The organism is Allobosea sp. UNC402CLCol, from assembly GCF_000745475.1.
Taxonomy (GTDB): Bacteria; Pseudomonadota; Alphaproteobacteria; order Rhizobiales; family Beijerinckiaceae; genus Allobosea; species Allobosea spartocytisi.
In genome coordinates, this window is record NZ_JQJJ01000008.1 from 196229 (window position 1) to 211922 (window position 15694).

The 15694-nt window shown below is 63.0% G+C and carries 17 protein-coding genes; 13 read left to right on the forward strand and 4 right to left on the reverse strand.

Going from position 1 to position 15694, the window contains the following annotated elements:
- Positions 1-137 precede the first annotated feature (137 nt).
- Positions 138-2438 carry a TonB-dependent hemoglobin/transferrin/lactoferrin family receptor gene (locus GY40_RS02935; protein ID WP_051987460.1) on the reverse strand — a complete coding sequence of 767 codons (2301 nt, stop codon included), beginning with the start codon at positions 2436-2438 and terminating at the stop codon, positions 138-140.
- 299 nt (positions 2439-2737) lie between these two features.
- Between GY40_RS02935 and GY40_RS02940 the strand changes: the two genes are divergently transcribed.
- Positions 2738-4072, forward strand: coding sequence for a flavin monoamine oxidase family protein (locus GY40_RS02940; protein ID WP_038358559.1), 1335 nt, complete (start codon positions 2738-2740; stop codon positions 4070-4072).
- A 150-nt stretch (positions 4073-4222) separates the two neighbouring features.
- On the opposite strand, the gene GY40_RS02945 is transcribed toward GY40_RS02940, so the two are convergent.
- Entirely contained in the window at positions 4223-5149 is a 927-nt protein-coding gene (locus GY40_RS02945) for a bifunctional helix-turn-helix transcriptional regulator/GNAT family N-acetyltransferase (protein ID WP_038358562.1), read from the reverse strand.
- A 136-nt stretch (positions 5150-5285) separates the two neighbouring features.
- Here GY40_RS02945 and murI point away from each other — a divergent pair, with 136 nt between their 5' ends.
- From murI to GY40_RS26940, 5 genes are all read left to right on the forward strand, one after another.
- Entirely contained in the window at positions 5286-6152 is an 867-nt protein-coding gene (murI, locus tag GY40_RS02950; RefSeq protein ID WP_038358564.1) for a glutamate racemase, read from the forward strand.
- A gap of 62 nt (positions 6153-6214) precedes the next feature.
- Positions 6215-6460 (forward strand): hypothetical protein, encoded by a 246-nt coding sequence (locus GY40_RS02955; protein ID WP_038358566.1) that lies wholly within the window; start codon positions 6215-6217, stop codon positions 6458-6460.
- A gap of 204 nt (positions 6461-6664) precedes the next feature.
- Entirely contained in the window at positions 6665-7282 is a 618-nt protein-coding gene (rpsD, locus tag GY40_RS02960; RefSeq protein ID WP_038358568.1) for a 30S ribosomal protein S4, read from the forward strand.
- A 306-nt stretch (positions 7283-7588) separates the two neighbouring features.
- Positions 7589-8278 (forward strand): hypothetical protein, encoded by a 690-nt coding sequence (locus GY40_RS02965; protein WP_038358570.1) that lies wholly within the window; start codon positions 7589-7591, stop codon positions 8276-8278.
- Entirely contained in the window at positions 8279-9337 is a 1059-nt protein-coding gene (locus GY40_RS26940; RefSeq protein ID WP_156115848.1) for a YaaC family protein, read from the forward strand.
- Positions 9338-9535: 198 nt separating this feature from the next.
- Here the strand turns inward: GY40_RS26940 and GY40_RS02975 are convergent, their stop codons facing one another.
- Positions 9536-9736, reverse strand: a complete 201-nt coding sequence (locus GY40_RS02975; RefSeq protein WP_038358574.1) for a hypothetical protein — start codon at positions 9734-9736, stop codon at positions 9536-9538.
- 202 nt (positions 9737-9938) lie between these two features.
- Between GY40_RS02975 and GY40_RS02980 the strand changes: the two genes are divergently transcribed.
- Complete coding sequence (locus GY40_RS02980; RefSeq protein WP_038358576.1) at positions 9939-10562, forward strand: recombinase family protein; 624 nt, start codon at positions 9939-9941, stop codon at positions 10560-10562.
- A 62-nt stretch (positions 10563-10624) separates the two neighbouring features.
- Here the strand turns inward: GY40_RS02980 and GY40_RS02985 are convergent, their stop codons facing one another.
- Positions 10625-10834 carry a hypothetical protein gene (locus tag GY40_RS02985; RefSeq protein ID WP_038358579.1) on the reverse strand — a complete coding sequence of 70 codons (210 nt, stop codon included), beginning with the start codon at positions 10832-10834 and terminating at the stop codon, positions 10625-10627.
- A gap of 440 nt (positions 10835-11274) precedes the next feature.
- On the opposite strand from GY40_RS02985, the gene GY40_RS02990 reads away from it, so the two are divergent.
- The 6 genes from GY40_RS02990 (at position 11275) to GY40_RS03015 (ending at position 15673) form a co-directional block, all read left to right on the forward strand.
- The gene (locus tag GY40_RS02990; protein WP_156115849.1) at positions 11275-11631 is read left to right on the forward strand and encodes a hypothetical protein; all 357 of its coding nucleotides are present in this window, start codon (positions 11275-11277) and stop codon (positions 11629-11631) included.
- A gap of 95 nt (positions 11632-11726) precedes the next feature.
- Entirely contained in the window at positions 11727-11876 is a 150-nt protein-coding gene (locus tag GY40_RS27440; protein ID WP_156115850.1) for a hypothetical protein, read from the forward strand.
- Positions 11873-12205 carry a hypothetical protein gene (locus tag GY40_RS02995; RefSeq protein ID WP_038358583.1) on the forward strand — a complete coding sequence of 111 codons (333 nt, stop codon included), beginning with the start codon at positions 11873-11875 and terminating at the stop codon, positions 12203-12205. The genes GY40_RS27440 and GY40_RS02995 overlap by 4 nt, the downstream gene beginning before the upstream one ends.
- Positions 12206-13343: 1138 nt before the next feature.
- Positions 13344-13745, forward strand: coding sequence for a hypothetical protein (locus GY40_RS03000; protein WP_038358585.1), 402 nt, complete (start codon positions 13344-13346; stop codon positions 13743-13745).
- 145 nt (positions 13746-13890) lie between these two features.
- Complete coding sequence (gene rnhA / locus GY40_RS03005; RefSeq protein ID WP_248311107.1) at positions 13891-14385, forward strand: ribonuclease HI; 495 nt, start codon at positions 13891-13893, stop codon at positions 14383-14385.
- An 898-nt stretch (positions 14386-15283) separates the two neighbouring features.
- Positions 15284-15673: a hypothetical protein gene (locus GY40_RS03015; protein WP_038358591.1), complete on the forward strand. Its 390-nt coding sequence runs from the start codon at positions 15284-15286 to the stop codon at positions 15671-15673.
- Positions 15674-15694 lie beyond the last annotated feature (21 nt).

Consider the following 15694-nt stretch of genomic DNA (forward strand, 5'->3'; position numbering starts at 1 on the left):
GGAAACGGCTCCTCTTTCGGGAAAAGATTCTCGGATCTGCGCTTCGCTCCGTCCGAGAATGACGCCTCCTGAACGAAAAAGGCCGGCCCTGAAGGGCCGGCCTCTCCTGCTGGTCGGGGGGTCTCGAAACGTCCCGGTCAGAATTGATACTTCATCGTCGCCTTCACGGTGCGGCCCGGCTCGCTGTAGTAATCGCGCGCCTGGGGCCGCGAGAGCGGGACGTTGACCGCATCCCAGTACTTGCGATCGAAGATGTTGTAGACGCCGATCTGGAATTCAAGATCCGCGATCTCGGGCGCCGGGCGCCACCAGGCCGAGGCGTTGAACAGCGCATAGCCCGGTGCCTTGAAGCCGGTGGTCGGCGGCGTCGTCGCGGTCGTCGAGACGTCATCGCGCTTGCCCGCCATCTTGGCCGAGACCTCGGCGCCCCAGCGATCGGTGCCATAGGCGACGGCGACGATGCCCTGCACCGGCGGGATCGAGTTCAGGAAGCTGTCGTCGTCCTTGTTCTGGCCGCGGGTATAGGCGAAGGAGCCGCGCACCAGCCAGTTCGGCGCGAAGGCGTATTGCCCGTTGATCTCGACGCCCTGGATCTCGGCGCGGTTGATGTTCCGGTAGCCGGTGATGCCGCCCTGCTGATAGAGCCCACCGACGCCCGCCGCCTGAATCTGGTAGGTATCGATGAAGTTGCGGTAGTTGGTGTGGAAATAGGTGATCGAGCCGCCGAGCTGCTTGTCGCCGAAGCGCATGCCGACATCGATGCCGTTGCCGATTTCAGGGCGCAGATTCGGGTTGCCGGTGCGCAGATAGGTGGCGGGCCCGCCGAAGCGGCCATAGAGCTCGTCCGCCGTCGGCGCACGGAAGGTCTTGGCCCATTGCGCGAAAACGGTGACGTCCTTCACCCAGGGCGCGTTCTTCAGGATGTCGTATTCGAGCCGGATGCGCGGCGACCAGCCGGAATCGCTGGAGGACGGCGGCAGACTCGTCGGCCGCGAGCCGCCCGCAAAGTAGGCCGGGGTGTTCTGCGGCACTTCCTCATACCAGTCGAAGCGGACACCAGGCGTGATGCGCAGGCGGTTGTCGATGAGGCCGATCTCGTCATGCGCGTAGAGGCCGACGAGCTTTCCGTCGACCTTCGGCTGGTCGGCCTGATTGGTGTGGAGGTTGTTGCAGGTGGTCAGCGCCCCTGTGAAGACACCCGAGGCCGGCCTGGCCGGGCAGTTGTCGACGCCGGCCGAGTATTGCTCGAGCGAGGACATCCGCAATTCCGTGCCGAGCATCAGGCGATGCGACGCCATGCCGGTCTGGAAGTTCTTCAGCAGATAGCCGTTGAAGCCGTAGGAATTCTCTTCGTTCTGGTTGTTGCGGGCATAGGGCCCGATGATGCTGGTGTAGCGCCAGGCGTTGGTGATGTCGTTGCGCTTCAGCCGCTGCCAGTAGAGCGTCGCATGCGCTTCGTCGATAAAGGCTCCCGGCAGCTTGTAGTCGTAGCTCAGCGAAACGCGGTTGCGCTCGACATCCTCGCCCGATTCATAGGAGCCGGGGCGGAAGTTGCCGGTAAGCGAAACGGTGTTGTTGCGAATCTGGGTACGGTCGGCGCGTTTGAAGAATTCGCCGGTGAGGCCGAAGCGGTGCTCGCCGACCTCCTGATAGATCTTGCCGAGGAAGCTGTACTGGTTGAAGTCGCCCGGATTGGGCGCGGTGCGCGTCGCGCCGATCGTCTTGACGTTGCCCTTGTTGTCGATCTCGTGGCCGTCGCGGAAGCCGCCCTGCAGCAGGACGGAGGTGTTCCCTATCCGGGCCGCCGCCGCGGCGCTGCCGAACCAGGCCCGGTCGGTGCTGTCATAGCCGGTCTTGGCGAGCGCGCCATAGGAGCGGCCATTGCGCAGCAGATCCTCCGGGTCGAGCGTGCGCACCGCCAGCGCTCCACCGAGAGCACCGCTGCCGAGCGTGCTGGCGCCGCTGCCGCCGCGCAGCAGGTCCAGCGTCGAAAGCGAGTCGAAATCGAAGGCGTTCTGGGCGCCGCGATTGATGCGCGTGTCGATCAGGAAGGGCTGGCGGATGCCGTCGATCGTCGTCAGCACGCGCGCCCCGTCGAGGCCGCGGATGTTGAGCGAGTTGTTCTGGCGGTTGAAGGTGATGCCGGCCTCGACGCGGTTCGCCAGGTCGGTGAGGTTCTGGACCTGCTCGCGATCGAGCTCCTGGCGCGTCACGCGGGTCGTCGTCGGCCCGTTGAGCAGCGCCCCGCCGGGCACGCCCTCGCCCTGCACATTGATCTGGTCCAGCACCACGGGCGCATCGCCGGCATTCGGCTGCGTATTCGCGGCCGCCTGCTGCTGACGACGTTGTTGTTGCGCCTCTGCCGACGAGGCCGCCAGCGCCAGCACCAAGGTTCCAAGGGCCACGCCCCCGCGCAGCTTGCCGAAATACACGCCCATCGCCCAGTCCCATCCTGCCTGGCCCGTCCCGGCCATCATCGGCAGATTAAAATGAATATAAACAGCGCCTTACGAGAAGATAAGACTTCAATCCCGATATTGTTTGCAAAAGATTCTGTCAATTACTATGCACCGCAAAGCAAAACTATAGAATCGATCCAATAAATAACTATTCTAATGTAGAACTGCCGCGCGCCAGCGGCCGCGCCGAATTCGGCTCCCGATCTCGTGATCGCGCAGGAGCGGACTGTGACGCCGCGCGTCATTGCCTCCTGCGAAAAGCCGCGCATCTTCGTGTCATGAACGCTCGCTACGCCACGCTCGATCGACGCAAGCTCTTGACGGGAGGCAGCGCCATGGCGGCGGCGTTCTCGATCGCCGGCGGCAGAGCCCGCGCGGCGGACACCGACGTCGTCGTGATCGGAGCCGGCGCGGCCGGCATCGCCGCTGCCCGGGCGGTGAAGGCGGCCGGGCGCAGCGTCACCGTGCTGGAGGCCCGCGGCCGGGTCGGCGGGCGCGCTTACACCGACGCCTCGCTCGGCCCCAGCTACGACGCCGGCGCGATGTTCATCCATTGGGCCGAGCGCAATCCCTGGGTCGGCCTCGCCCGTGAGCTCGGCGTCGAGACGGCCCCCGAGCCCATGGGCGGCGGCTTCCGGGTCTTCGCTGATGGCCGCCCCATGCCCGACGCCGACCGGCGGCGCCGGCGCGATGCCTTCAGGCAGATCGACCGCCGGCTGGAGACGGTCGATATCGGCTCCCGCGACCTCTCCATCGCCGAATTGCTCGGCGATCTCGGCCCCGACATGGCGCCGGTCGCCACCTCCGGCCTCCTGCTCTCGATTGGCGAGGAGTCCAGCCGCATCTCGGCCCGGGATTACCAGCGGCTCTGGTCCGGTGACGACCTCGTCGTGCCTTCCGGCTACGGCAATCTCGTCGCGCGTTCAGCCGCCGGTCTCGACATCCGCCTGAACGAACCGGTCGAGGCCATCGACTGGAGCGGAAGCGGCGTGACGGTCACCTCCCGCTCGGGCACGCTAAAGGCCAGGATCTGCATCCTCACGGTGCCGGTCGGCGTGCTGAAGGCGGAGACGATCCGCTTCACCCCCGCCTTGCCGGCTGCGACGCGCGATGCGCTGGCCGGCCTCCATATGGGCGCCCTGACCAAGATCGCCCTCAAGGTCGAGGGAGACCGCTTCGGCATCACGCCGGGCGCGAGCTTCCTCGAATCCGGCAAGCCCGAGGGGATGATCAATTTCGACATGTATCCGGATGGCAAGGATCTCGTCATCGGCTATTGCGGCGGCGATTTCGCGCGCCAGCTCTCGCAGGCCGGGCCTGACGAGGCCAAGGCCCATGCCACGGAGCTGCTGGCGACGATGATCGGGTCCGAGTTCCGCAAGACCGTGAAGGCCGTCTCCTTCCCCGCCTGGTGGACCGATCCCTTCGCACGCGGCGCCTACTCCGTCTGCGACCCCGGCCACGACGCGGCGCGCGACGCCCTCGCCCAGCCGATCGGCGGACGCCTCCTCATCGCCGGCGAGGCCACGGCCGGCGGCGGCGCCATGACGGTCGGCGGCGCGACGCTGGCAGGACGCGCGGCGGCCACGACGCTGGCTCGGCTGAAGGTCTGAAAGCTGCTCTTTCAAGGACAATGCGGTCATTCCGGCCGAAGCGAAGCGGAGAGCCGGGATCCATGCCTGAACCTTCCTCGGAAGCGCTCTGGCATGGATCCCGGGTCAAGCCCGGATGACGGCGTGGTTCTGTCCAAAATCAGGACGATCTTAAAGGGCCAGTTCCCAGTTCTGCCCCACCAGATCCTGTCCGAAGGAATGGTGCCGCTCCTCTGCGACCAGCTTGAAGCCTTCGGCAATATAAATGGCCCGCGCCGCATGCAGGATATCGTTCGTCCACAGCACCATGCGCCGGTATCCCGCCGCGCGGGCGAAGCCGATCGCCTCCCGCACCAGCGCCTTGCCGAGGCCCAGCCCCTGCGCGCGCTTCTCCACCAGCACGAGCCTCAGCTTGGCGGTCGCCGCATCCTCCGCGACCACGAAGCTCGAGCCGACCGGCTCGCCATCAAGCTCGGCGATGAAGCAGCGCTCGCGTCCCGGCTTGAACTCGCGCAGGAATTGCGCTGCGATCTCGGCGACCAGCGCCTCGAAACTCAGGTCCCAGCCGTACTCCTCGGCATAGAGCCGGCCATGGGCGGAAACCACCCAGCCGATATCCCCGGCGCGATGTTCGCGGATCACAGGTCGCGACCTGGTTGCCCTCTCGCCGGACAGAAGCGCCTGCGTATCAGCGAGCGCGCTGACGAGCCTGCCGCATTCCGTTGGCGAGAGCCGCGCCAGGATCGCCTCGGCCTGCGCTTGCGACGCTTCGTCGAGGGGCCGAAAGGCGGCCTGCCCGGCCCGCGTGAGCCGCAGGCGAAAGGCGCGCCCGTCGGCGTCCGAGCGCTGTCGGTCGAGCCAGCCCTGCGCCTCGAAGCGCTTCAGGATGCGCGAGAGATAGGCGGGATCGAGATCGAGGTCGCGCCCCAGCTCGACCGCGAGGCAGCCATCCCGCTGCGCCAATTCATAGAGCACCCGCGCCTCGGTCAGCGCGAAGCCCGAGTCATGCAGATTGCCGCCCAGCGCGCCGATCCAGCGCGTATGAAACCGGCCGAACCGGCGAATGGCTGCGACAGCCGCTGCTTCGCTTGCGGTCATGGCATCCTCCCGCCGCGAGCGAAGGTCAATTTAGTGGACAAAGTCAACTAAATTTGAAACAGCCGCTTCAGGCGGCATTGACTGTCGCTTAACGGCTCTCTGGCGGAATCGGGCTTTGACGTTTCGCGGCGTAGTCATGCAGGTCGATCTTCTCGCCGGAACGGGTTATCGCCCGCTTGTGGCCCCCCGCCCCCAACCCACCATCCTCGTCTTCGATTCCGGGCTCGGCGGCCTGACCGTGCTCGGACGCGCCACGCATGCCTGCCCGGCTGCGCATATCGTCTACGCCGCCGACGACGCCGGTTTCCCCTATGGCCGCCTGAGCGAGGAGGAGCTCGTCGCCCGCGTCCTCGCCGTCATGGAGCGCCTCGTCGCGCGCTTTCACCCCGATCTCGCGGTGATCGCCTGCAATACCGCCTCGACGCTGGTGCTGCCGGCGCTCCGGGCCCGCTTCGCCATCCCCTTCGTCGGCACCGTCCCGGCAATCAAGCCGGCTGCGGCGGCGACCCGCAGCGGTCTGATCTCGGTGCTGGCGACGCCCGGCACCGTGGCGCGCGACTACACCCGCGAGCTGATCGAGACCTACGCCGCCGGGCACCATGTCACGCTCGTCGGCGCGACGCGGCTCGCCGGCCTCGCCGAGCAGGCGCTCAAGGGTGAGACCGTCGACGACGCGGTCCTGCGCGCCGAGATCGCCCCCTGCTTCCTCGAGACGGAAGGCCGCCGCACCGACATCGTCACACTCTCCTGCACGCATTATCCCTTGCTGCTCGAGCGGATGAAGCGGCTGGCGCCCTGGCCCGTCGAATGGATCGACCCGGCGCCGGCGATCGCGCGCCGTGTCGCCGACCTCCTGCCGGCAGCGAGAGACGGCAGCCCGGTCGGCCTCGACGCGACAGCCGTCTTCACCGACGGCTCCGGCCTGACGGGGCCGCTGCGCATCGCGCTGGCCGGCTATGGCCTCGCGCAGGTCGCCATCGAGCCGATGCCGCTGACGAACTGACGGAACTCCGCCGCACTCCGCGCGTTGCGACGGTGGCGACCCTCACCGAGGAACGAAAGCTCATGAGAAAGTTGCTGTTGCTGCTGGCGCTCGCCATCGGTTTCGCCTTCGCCGGTTTCGGCGCCGGCTCCGAGGCGCAGGCGAAGCCCCATGGCTGGCACAGGGGCCACGGGCACCATGCCATCTATCGTCATGGCCCGCGCCGTCATTACGGCTGGCATCGCGGCCATCATTACGGCTGGTACAAGCACCACCCGCGCCATCACCATTATCGTCATCACCACCGGCATCATCGCCACTGGCGCTGATGCCCGTTTCCGGCCAGCCCGGAATTGACTCGAAGCCGGCTTTCCGTCATACGGCCCTTCGTCACGCGGCTCCTCACGGGGCCGCGTGGCTTTTTCCGCACCCGTGATCCGCTTTCCTTCGGAAGCCGGATCTGTCGCCCCAGCCAATCGCAGGGGAGCAGGAGGGCGCGGTCCTCAACTCGCGAACCTGAGAGGACACGCGACATGTCGAAGCGCCATGAGGCCAAATATAAGATTGACCGCCGTCTCGGTCAGAACATCTGGGGCCGCCCGAAGTCCCCGGTCAACCGTCGTGAATACGGCCCCGGCCAGCACGGCCAGCGCCGCAAGGGCAAGCCGTCTGACTTCGGCACGCAGCTGCGCGCCAAGCAGAAGCTGAAGGGCTATTACGGCTCGATCTCCGAGAAGCAGTTCCGCCGCTATTACGCCGAGGCGATCCGCCTCAAGGGCGATTCGGGCGAGAACCTGATCGGCCTGCTCGAGCGCCGCCTCGACGCGGTGATCTACCGCGCCAAGTTCGTGCCGACCGTCTTCGCCGCCCGCCAGTTCGTCAACCACGGCCACATCACCGTGAACGGCAAGCGCGTCAACATCGCCTCCTATCAGGTGAAGCCGGGCGACGTGATCGCGGTCAAGGACTCGTCGAAGCAGCTGGCCATCGTCATCGAGTCCGCCGCCCTCGCCGAGCGCGACGTTCCCGACTACATCGACGCCGACCACACCAAGTTCACCGCCACCTACACCCGCACGCCCACGCTGACGGACGTGCCCTATGCGGTGCAGATGGAACCGAACCTCGTCATCGAGTTCTACTCGCGGTAATACGTTCGGAACGGGGTCTAATTCCCGTTTATTTTCAACGATTTGGGGGACGGCGAGTTTTTGCCTTCCCCCACACGCCACCCCACACGTTTTCCCCTCCACGCTTTTTGCGAGCGCATTCTCGGCCCGGCTGTTGAGCCTTCGCTCCGGCCCGCCTACGCTCCCAGCGTGACGACTCCCCCTCCCGCTTGGGCGCATCTTCAGCCCCGCTCCCTCAAGGCGCTCCTAGAGCCGGCTGGCAGGGTCCCGCAGGCTCTCCGCCTCACGCCCTACAACGTCCCCGTGGAGGCTGCCCTTCAGGTCCCCATGGTCCATGCCGCAAGGCTCCTGCTAGCCCTTGCCGTGGAGAAGAACGGCCTCGTCCTCACTCCTGCGGGAGCCCTGAAGCGTGTCGATGTCTGGCATGTCTTCGACCAGACGGAATGGCCGGGATACGACAAAGCCACCACGCTAGAGATGAACAAGGTCATCAACGAGCAAGATGCTTACGGGGTCCTCTTCACGCGGGTGACGCTACAAGCTGCGGGGCTCCTCCGGAAACGCTCAGGGGTCCTGAAGGCGACCAAGGTGGGTAAGGCCCTGCTTGCCCCTGAAGCGGCCCCTGCCCTGTTAGCTGAACTGTTTGAAGCGGTGTTCTGGAAGGTGAACCTTCAAGACTTCGACAGGAACCCTATCGACTTCTGGCCGCAGCACCATATGGGCGTGGTCCTCTGGAGCCTGTCAGTCACCGCGCATAGCTGGTCCAGCGCCGGGGACCTCATGCAGGCATGCACGATCATGGACACCATCGGGGAGATACCGAGGCCCGACCTGCCGGAGTTCGCCATGGTGTCGCGAGTGTTGCGACCGCTGACATGGTTGGGGGTTTTGGAGGGCCGGAAGGAGAAGCGGAAGTCGGGATGGGGGTACGATGAGGATTTGCGGAAAGCGCCGCTATTCGGTCAGCTAATTTGCTTTGAGGTGGAGATGCAGGGCGCGGAGGAAGCGCGGCATTAAGTGCCACGCTTTGACGGGCGATTGGGGGGTGTCTTCGTGGGAACAAATAGTTGGGACGAGCTTGCGAACTACGAGTCGTTCGAGCTTGTGAAGCGAGCTTATGAAGCGAAACACAACAGAGAGATGGGCACTCGCCATAGCCGTGAGGTTGCGGCTCCGATTAGCCACGCGAACGCTTATTTTCGCTCAGCTCGATCCGCTGATTTAGCGGTCAAACCTCTATTACTTTACTATGGAGTTCTTAGCCTTTCTCGCGGCCTGACATTGTTTCTGAGCCGAGGATTAAGAGAAGTCGCCTTAACGCCAAGCCACGGGTTAGCCATCAGCGAGTGGGGGCGCCACCTAAGCGCAGACAATCCTGATTTTGCCTCGTTGGAAGTCCGGACGCTACAATCTGGCGCCCTAGCCGACCTCTGCAAAGCTACGGGATGCAGATCGCTACTTCGGCACAACTCCAGCGGAGTCAACTACACGTTTGTGTCACCCGAAATACCGGCAGGAACGACGCTGGGGCTAGGCGACATCTTATCTCGCATACCCGACATTCAAACTCACCACCGACGTTGGCGCGACCACTTCCTTAGTGCTCAGATCGAGAACACAACCACGACAGATGGCCTTCTCTCTATCAAAATCAAAAAAGGATACGGCGCCACCGCGATCACGGACGCAAAAATGCTCTGCGTGAACTCTGAGTTCGTCGTTCAGTATGAGAGCCACGACAAGGCCACGCTGGTCGGGCCACCCGAAGTCTCTAAGAGCCCAGGGATGACCGACCTTATCGACCGAAGGATGATGAACATAGGAGACGTCTGGCTAGTCGCCGCCTATTCGGCGGGAACAACCCTGTCGAAAATCTCAACTCTGTTTGTGCTCTCTTACCTACTAGGGATGCTAGTTCGCTACTACCCCACTCAATGGACAGCGTTGTCGCGTGGTCAAATCAACGATGCAGCGCTGCCAACACTGACGGCCGCAATCGACCTAATAGAAAGCGTGTATCCAGAAACCGTTTTGGACTTTTTGAGAGAGGTAAGTATGTCCCCGCGCACGGAATAATCAGCCGCAAAAATCTGAAAGCCCTCCCTTCTCCGGCCGCGTCCCTATCTCCCCCCGTGGCCCCTCGCGTTTCCTGTGGGCCACCATCACGGGAACCTGCCGGGGGCCTGAAGGGCCTCTTGCCGTTGTCAGTCGGAAGGACACAGGGCGTTGCGGCGGGAGGCAGGTACTGGCCTAGCCGGGAGGGCTCGCCACGGCTTAACGCTGCATCCCGTATTTGGCGATATCAGCGTCGATCCTTCGCAGTCTTACCTCATAGAAGCGCACCTCTCGCTTCCTTCCCGCAAGCCGGGCCTCTTCCATCAGCCTGACCGCACTCGCCCTGAGCTTGAAGGTCAGTTGAGAGAAGGTGGCGGGGGTGAGCGGAACACCTATCGTTGGGGGGAGATGATCGGTCATGACGCCTCCTGTGAGTCGCATACAGCCTATCACCGCTCTTCGCCTCTACGCGCTGCCGCACGGGCCATTCGCGGCAAGGCAGGCTGCCACTTTGGGTACACCCACGGGAGACCAGCCGGCAGGAGCCTAAAAAGACTTATTGACCTATCCTTAGAATACCAATAGATACCGACCTATCCAAAAGAGACCGGAGGCGGTGTCCATGTTCGTTCGGGCCTATCTCAGAGCTTCCACCGCAGAGCAGGACGCCAGCCGCGCCCGTGAACAGGTTGAGGCATTCGCCAGCGAGCGGGGCCTTACCATCGCTGCCACCTACACGGAGAACGAGAGCGGGGCATCCCTCCAGCGCCCGGAGTTATTCCGGCTGCTGGCCGATAGCAGGCCGGGGGATGTCCTCCTCATTGAGCAGGTGGACCGGCTCTCCCGCCTCAATGCCGAGGACTGGACCAAGCTCAAGGCGGAGTTGGCCTCCCGCCACGTCCGCGTCGTCGCCCTAGACCTACCGACTAGCTGGGCCATGGCGGACCCCAAGGCCGATGAGTTCACGGTACGGATGTTCGACGCCATCAACGCGATGATGCTGGACATGCTCGCCGCCATCGCCCGAAAGGATTACGAGGACCGCCGTCGCAGGCAGGCTCAGGGGCAGGCGAAGGCCAAGGCAGAAGGTCGATACAAGGGCCGCCCGGTGAACACTGAGCGTAACGACAACATCACCTCATTGCTCAAGGCCGGAATGCCGTGGTCGAAGGTGCAGGCAATCACCGGGTGTAGTCGGGGACAGGTGGCGAAGATCGCTAAAGAAGTAGCAGGAGCTTCGGGATAAGCCGGCCACCGAGCGCCTTCAGGTCACCTGCAAGAGCCCGTCAGGAATGGCGGGCTCTTTTCCTATTCCGACGCAAAGCCTAGCGGCCCGAACTCCCCCATTAGTGCGAAGCCGGCGATGCCCAGCAGCCATATCCACCAGACTTTCATCAACGCCACAAAGAACCGATCATTCTCCCAGCCGCTCGTTTGCTCGAAAACGACATGCCCCGCGAGCATGATGACGAGCCCCAAAAAGAAGGGGCCGATAGTCCAAGTCAGAAAGGCTTCCATAATCGCTCAGGCACTTTTGAAAATCGTCGGCATGAAGCACGGGATAGTGCGGCGAGCAATACACAGCAGTTCACTTCGACCAAACGGTACGGCGCAAACAAAAAAGGGCCAAGCGTGTGCTGCGCTTGACCCTCTCGTTTCGTCTCTAGCCTAAGACGCGGGTTCCTTACAGCTAACGCTGCGGGGACCACTCGATGACCATATAGGCAATTGGCTTTTCCCGCTACACGTCTCCGGGGCTGAAGGCCCCAAGCCGCCGTGATGGCTATCCCACTGCCTGAACATCTTCCCCGGCCGTCCTAGCGGTCCACCTATCCGCTCCCGGACACATCACAGAAATGACTCGATGGAGCCTGATCGAGTCAAAAAACTGATTAGACCGCCAGCGGATAAGGACTCATGAAAGCGTAGCCATAAGGCTGTCTTGATGAGGCCCCGCCGTGAACAACCAAAGCTCTTCTGCCGATCAGAAACAGAACTCCGCGTCACTCGCATTGTTGTTCGGCCCCGAACTTTATCCGATGATCGCAGGTCTTCAGCACATCACCTCGCGGCATCCCCGCATTGACGCGGAGTCCACCGCCATTTTCCTCAAACTGATGCGGAAGGGCGATCTAACCCTGCCTAAGGCGGAAGCTGTCGAGAGCACCGAGGGCCTCGACTATCTGACGAAAGCCCGACTCATCAGCGTGGCGGAGGTCGGCGGCAGCTTCACAATCGCGCTCACGGAAACCGGCAGGGAACTCGCGGCCGAAGTCATGGGTCTTTTCGAGCCCAAGGCCAGCCCGCTCCAATAGTGGAGTGACTTCATAAATGAAGTGCCTACCCAGCCGGGGCGGAGCAATCCACTCCGGCTTTTCTGTCTCCTGCCCGACCACAGGAAGTCGCTCCCATGCCCGTCATCACCTTCATCCTCGGGGCTCTCATCGTCATCGTCGCCTCGCCCAGCCAGAAGCAGGTTGTCCGTGCCGCGCTGACCTATTGCGGTCCCGACCATCCGGAAGACAGCCGTCCGAGCTACTGCCCGAAGAGCTGCCCATGACCACGCAGGCCCCCAGGCAGAAACCTGCTAGTGGCCTCCAGCCCCTCGCCCGGCTCCTCCTAGTCCTCCAGCGGCTCAACCAAATCCATGACCGATGGGAGATGAGGTCAGCCGCAGCGTTCTTGCTGGTCGCCTGCCGGGGAGAAATATCGAAGCCGGAGCTGGAGAAGGCCCTGACGATGGGAGCCGGCAGCGGATACCGGAACATCATGTTGATGGAAGATGCCTTGTTGGTCCGGACGCGGAAGGAGAAGGGCGTTCTTGTGGTGAGTTTGACGGAGTACGGCAGGGGTGTTGCGGAGGAGATCGAGGGGCTTTTGGGCGATTAGGTTGCGCCTTTAGATAAGGGCAAACCTTCCGCCGAGCTGGAGGTGTTCGGCGCACTCGGAGCCGTCGCCTCCAAGTCGCGAGGCCAACACTTCACGACCTGCTATCTCGCCGGGCTTGGATGGGCTCAGGGGCGTGCACGCTGTGAACACCATCCGCTCCGTTAACGACCCCGATGAGGCTCCGCTTACTAAAACTAAGCTGAAGCCCGGCCATCCGAAAGGATGGTGGCTCCGTTGCTGGACGAGTTCCCCCATACTTCCTGTATGGGTGAATGGCTCTTCGTTACCCTCATGTCCGGGATGAGGGGATCGCTCCGCCCGGAGCAGCGAGGCACCGTCTGTCGGACAGACGTTGGCCTGTCGGGTCGGGCCTGTACGCGCTGATTAAGCGTGCCGACACCCCCGACCTGTTCGGGGGACATCGCGCGCCCAGCCCTTCCGGGATTAGGGACCACCTTTAGATAGCACCAGACCGCCACTGCTGGCCTCCGTGAAGTGACTTCAGGTCGATTGGGTTGCACCTATAGCTACGCAGACCGCCGCTCCCGATCCGACAGCCGATTAGGGACCACCTCTAGCTATCCAAGACCGCCGATGCGGCCATGGTCGATTAGGGACCACCTACACCTACCCGAAACCGAGAACCTCGGATCGGAGCAGAACACAAGCCCCGACCATCCGGAGCAGACGACCCGACACCACAGACAGGGGACTGTGAATGTCGTAACCCGCCAGCGATGGAAGGGGGTTTGGGGGGTAGGTCCTGTAGGTTACCTGAAGGTCCCTGCGGGAGGGACTGAAGGTTGTTCCTGACTTCTTCCTCCTATCCTCTCTCTTGCAGGTTATCTTGCAGGTCTTCCTTCAGGTTCACCTATAGGCCCCCTAAGCAGGGTCGATGAAAAGTGGCGTCACTCCACCTTTCTCTGGCCACCCTCACCACGATCTTCGTCTTCCTCCCTTGGATGGTCATCCCTTTCAGGGTGGTCGATGCCGAAGGGCGCAGCCCGTAGGCCGTAAGGCTCTCCCGCAGTCACCTTCAGGTCTCTTTCAGGGTGGTCGCCACCTCTATTTCACAGTCTCTGTCTGTGAATATCTGTCTCTCAGCTTTTGTCATTCATAACCATAGGACCCACCGCCAATGTCCCTAGAGGCCCTCCGGCCGCCCATCACGACCACGGACCCCGCAGACACCTCACCGCTCCTGCAAGTCCCCCTAGCGAACTCCGACAAGTCCGCCCTCATCGCCCCTGAAGACTACCGCCGCGTCCTCTCGGCAGGCTTCTCCCCGAACTGGTATCTGCACTGCGGGGGCTACGTCACAACCTACAGAGCCTCGACAGGCTACGCGCGGGTGTCCCGCATCATCCTCGGGATTGCCGAGCCGGGGCACCGCAAGATCAAGGTCAGCCACTCCAACGGCGACCTGACGGACCTCCGCCGCAAGAACCTCGTCACGAATGAGGTGAATGAGACCAAGCCTCGATACGGTCGCGATGATCGTCGCCCGAACGCTCCTGAGGGAGCCGGGTGGCGGAAATGAGAGCCGGACTTCAACCCCGCCTTCCGACCCCCGTTTCCCGCTACACGTCTCCCGGATACAGGCCCATCGCAGAGGTCTCGGCTACTCTGGTAGCCAAAGCGGAAAGCGGCCGTCCTTGACGGAGACCTTACAGGCCGAAGAGCCCCTGCCCCATCGGGAAATCACCGCCCACTTCGACGGCTCCTGTCTCGGCAATCCCGGCCCCGGAGGTTACGCCGCAGTCCTCCTCAACACCCTGACAGGTTCCCGCAAGACCCTGAAAGGCCCCCTACCAGACACCACGAACAACCGCGCGGAGCTAACAGCCGCCATCAAGGCCCTTGAAGCCATCCGGCCGGGAGCCTTTGTCACCATGGTCGGGGACTCTCAGTATGTCGTGAAGGGCATGACCGAGTGGCTTCCGAAATGGCGCATGAGGAACTGGCGCGGGAAGGACAACAAGCCCGTCAGCAATCTCGACCTCTGGCTCCAGCTCGTAGAGTTGGCGGAGAAGCCGGCCAAACTCGAATGGCGTTGGCAGAAGGGCCATGCCGGTCACCTCCAGAATGAAGAGGTTGATGGGCTAGCGCGGGCCGAGGCTGAGAAGCTGAAGGCCCGCCTGAGCCCGATGGGCGAGCAAAATCCCAAATCAGGGCGCTAGTCTTTGATCAGCGATGTCGCCACGCCCGAGTGAGCCTAATCAGCATCAGAGGCGAGACTACAACGGCTGCGAAAGGTGGAAACGCAATCAACATCAAACCCCAAAAATGATCGGTGTTGAAGCCTTCTGCCCCCAAACTAACAAATAAAACAAAGAGGCATGCAGCGACTGCTAATGCATGTGGATGAAACCTGTTTGGCAGAAACCCAGCGATCAACCCCAGAGCGAGCACCGGCCATCCCCATAGATATAGTACGGACAGCCACATCATCCACAGATTGGACATTCTATTCTCTGTAACCCTCGAACAAGCCGCCCATGCTACGCGCGCTCGGCTCCGATACCACTAGTGGTTTTCGGCGAGCTATCTAGTACCACTCCAACCCCAAACGAATGACCTCCGTCTCTTCAATCCACCTCACATACCGCAAGACCCCTTCCGCCCCCGGCAGGCCACCTAACTCCCACTTCACGGTCACCGACGCCACCGGCAGGGACCTTTGCTCCACCCGCACGCCCCTTCTCTCAGCCGCTCGGGTCCTCCTTCAGGAAGGCCACGACCCCGCCTCGACCATCTTCATGGCTCGCGAAGGGGAAACCTCTTGGGCTCTGAAGGCCCCGCTCGGGGCCGCCGCGAAACTCACGGTCCGAGAGAACGACGCTTGCGGCCCCATCTTCGTCGCCTACGATGCGGAGAAGCTGGCGGAGTTGAAGACCAACCGGCTAGCGGCCTAGCCCGACGCCTTGGACAGCGATTTCCCGCTTAGGGCCTCCTGCGTCCAGCCGCATCCAGGCTCCGGCCGCTACCCATACCCGTCCCAATACCATCGACCGTCCTAGCGGGCAGTTCTCAGAATGCCGCGCCAACCGACCCAGTCATCAGGAAGCCCACAGCACCATGACAACTTACAGTCTCCAGCCGCTCCGCCTGTTGCCTTCCGCAGAACTGCGCGGAGCCCCTACCCCGTTCCTCCTCGACTATGCCGGAGCCGCTCTGTCAGCCATCGAAGCCGAAGACGGCCCCATTGCAAATGCGCGGTCCCTTATCGTCGGCCTCGAACTCCACCTTCGGTCGCTTAGTAAGCCCATGCCGGATGCTGATTTGGCTGACCTGTTGGCCCGCATCGTCAAATCGCGAGACGCCATCAGCAACACCATCGCGAGGCATGGTTCCGCGCCAGCCGAGGACGACAGGACTCGGATGCTCTGCGCCCTTGATGCTCTTGCAGAGTTGGCGGGACGCGGCGTGCTCGGCTCGCTCGATACCGACCCGTCTATTGCTCAGTGATTGAGCGTCCACCACTCAAAT

Bases quoted from the DNA above. Each gene is read 5' to 3' on its own strand.
- GY40_RS02995 (WP_038358583.1), top strand. From the start codon at position 11,873: ATGACCACGCAGGCCCCCAGGCAGAAACCTGCTAGTGGCCTCCAGCCC.
- GY40_RS03000 (WP_038358585.1), top strand. From the start codon at position 13,344: ATGTCCCTAGAGGCCCTCCGGCCGCCCATCACGACCACGGACCCCGCA.
- GY40_RS03015 (WP_038358591.1), top strand. From the start codon at position 15,284: ATGACAACTTACAGTCTCCAGCCGCTCCGCCTGTTGCCTTCCGCAGAA.
- GY40_RS02985 (WP_038358579.1), bottom strand. From the start codon at position 10,834: ATGGAAGCCTTTCTGACTTGGACTATCGGCCCCTTCTTTTTGGGGCTC.
- GY40_RS02980 (WP_038358576.1), top strand. From the start codon at position 9,939: ATGTTCGTTCGGGCCTATCTCAGAGCTTCCACCGCAGAGCAGGACGCC.
- murI (WP_038358564.1), top strand. From the start codon at position 5,286: ATGCAGGTCGATCTTCTCGCCGGAACGGGTTATCGCCCGCTTGTGGCC.
- GY40_RS02955 (WP_038358566.1), top strand. From the start codon at position 6,215: ATGAGAAAGTTGCTGTTGCTGCTGGCGCTCGCCATCGGTTTCGCCTTC.
- GY40_RS02935 (WP_051987460.1), bottom strand. From the start codon at position 2,438: ATGGGCGTGTATTTCGGCAAGCTGCGCGGGGGCGTGGCCCTTGGAACC.
- GY40_RS02965 (WP_038358570.1), top strand. From the start codon at position 7,589: ATGGTCCATGCCGCAAGGCTCCTGCTAGCCCTTGCCGTGGAGAAGAAC.
- GY40_RS27440 (WP_156115850.1), top strand. From the start codon at position 11,727: ATGCCCGTCATCACCTTCATCCTCGGGGCTCTCATCGTCATCGTCGCC.
- GY40_RS02940 (WP_038358559.1), top strand. From the start codon at position 2,738: ATGAACGCTCGCTACGCCACGCTCGATCGACGCAAGCTCTTGACGGGA.
- GY40_RS02975 (WP_038358574.1), bottom strand. From the start codon at position 9,736: ATGACCGATCATCTCCCCCCAACGATAGGTGTTCCGCTCACCCCCGCC.
- GY40_RS02945 (WP_038358562.1), bottom strand. From the start codon at position 5,149: ATGACCGCAAGCGAAGCAGCGGCTGTCGCAGCCATTCGCCGGTTCGGC.
- rpsD (WP_038358568.1), top strand. From the start codon at position 6,665: ATGTCGAAGCGCCATGAGGCCAAATATAAGATTGACCGCCGTCTCGGT.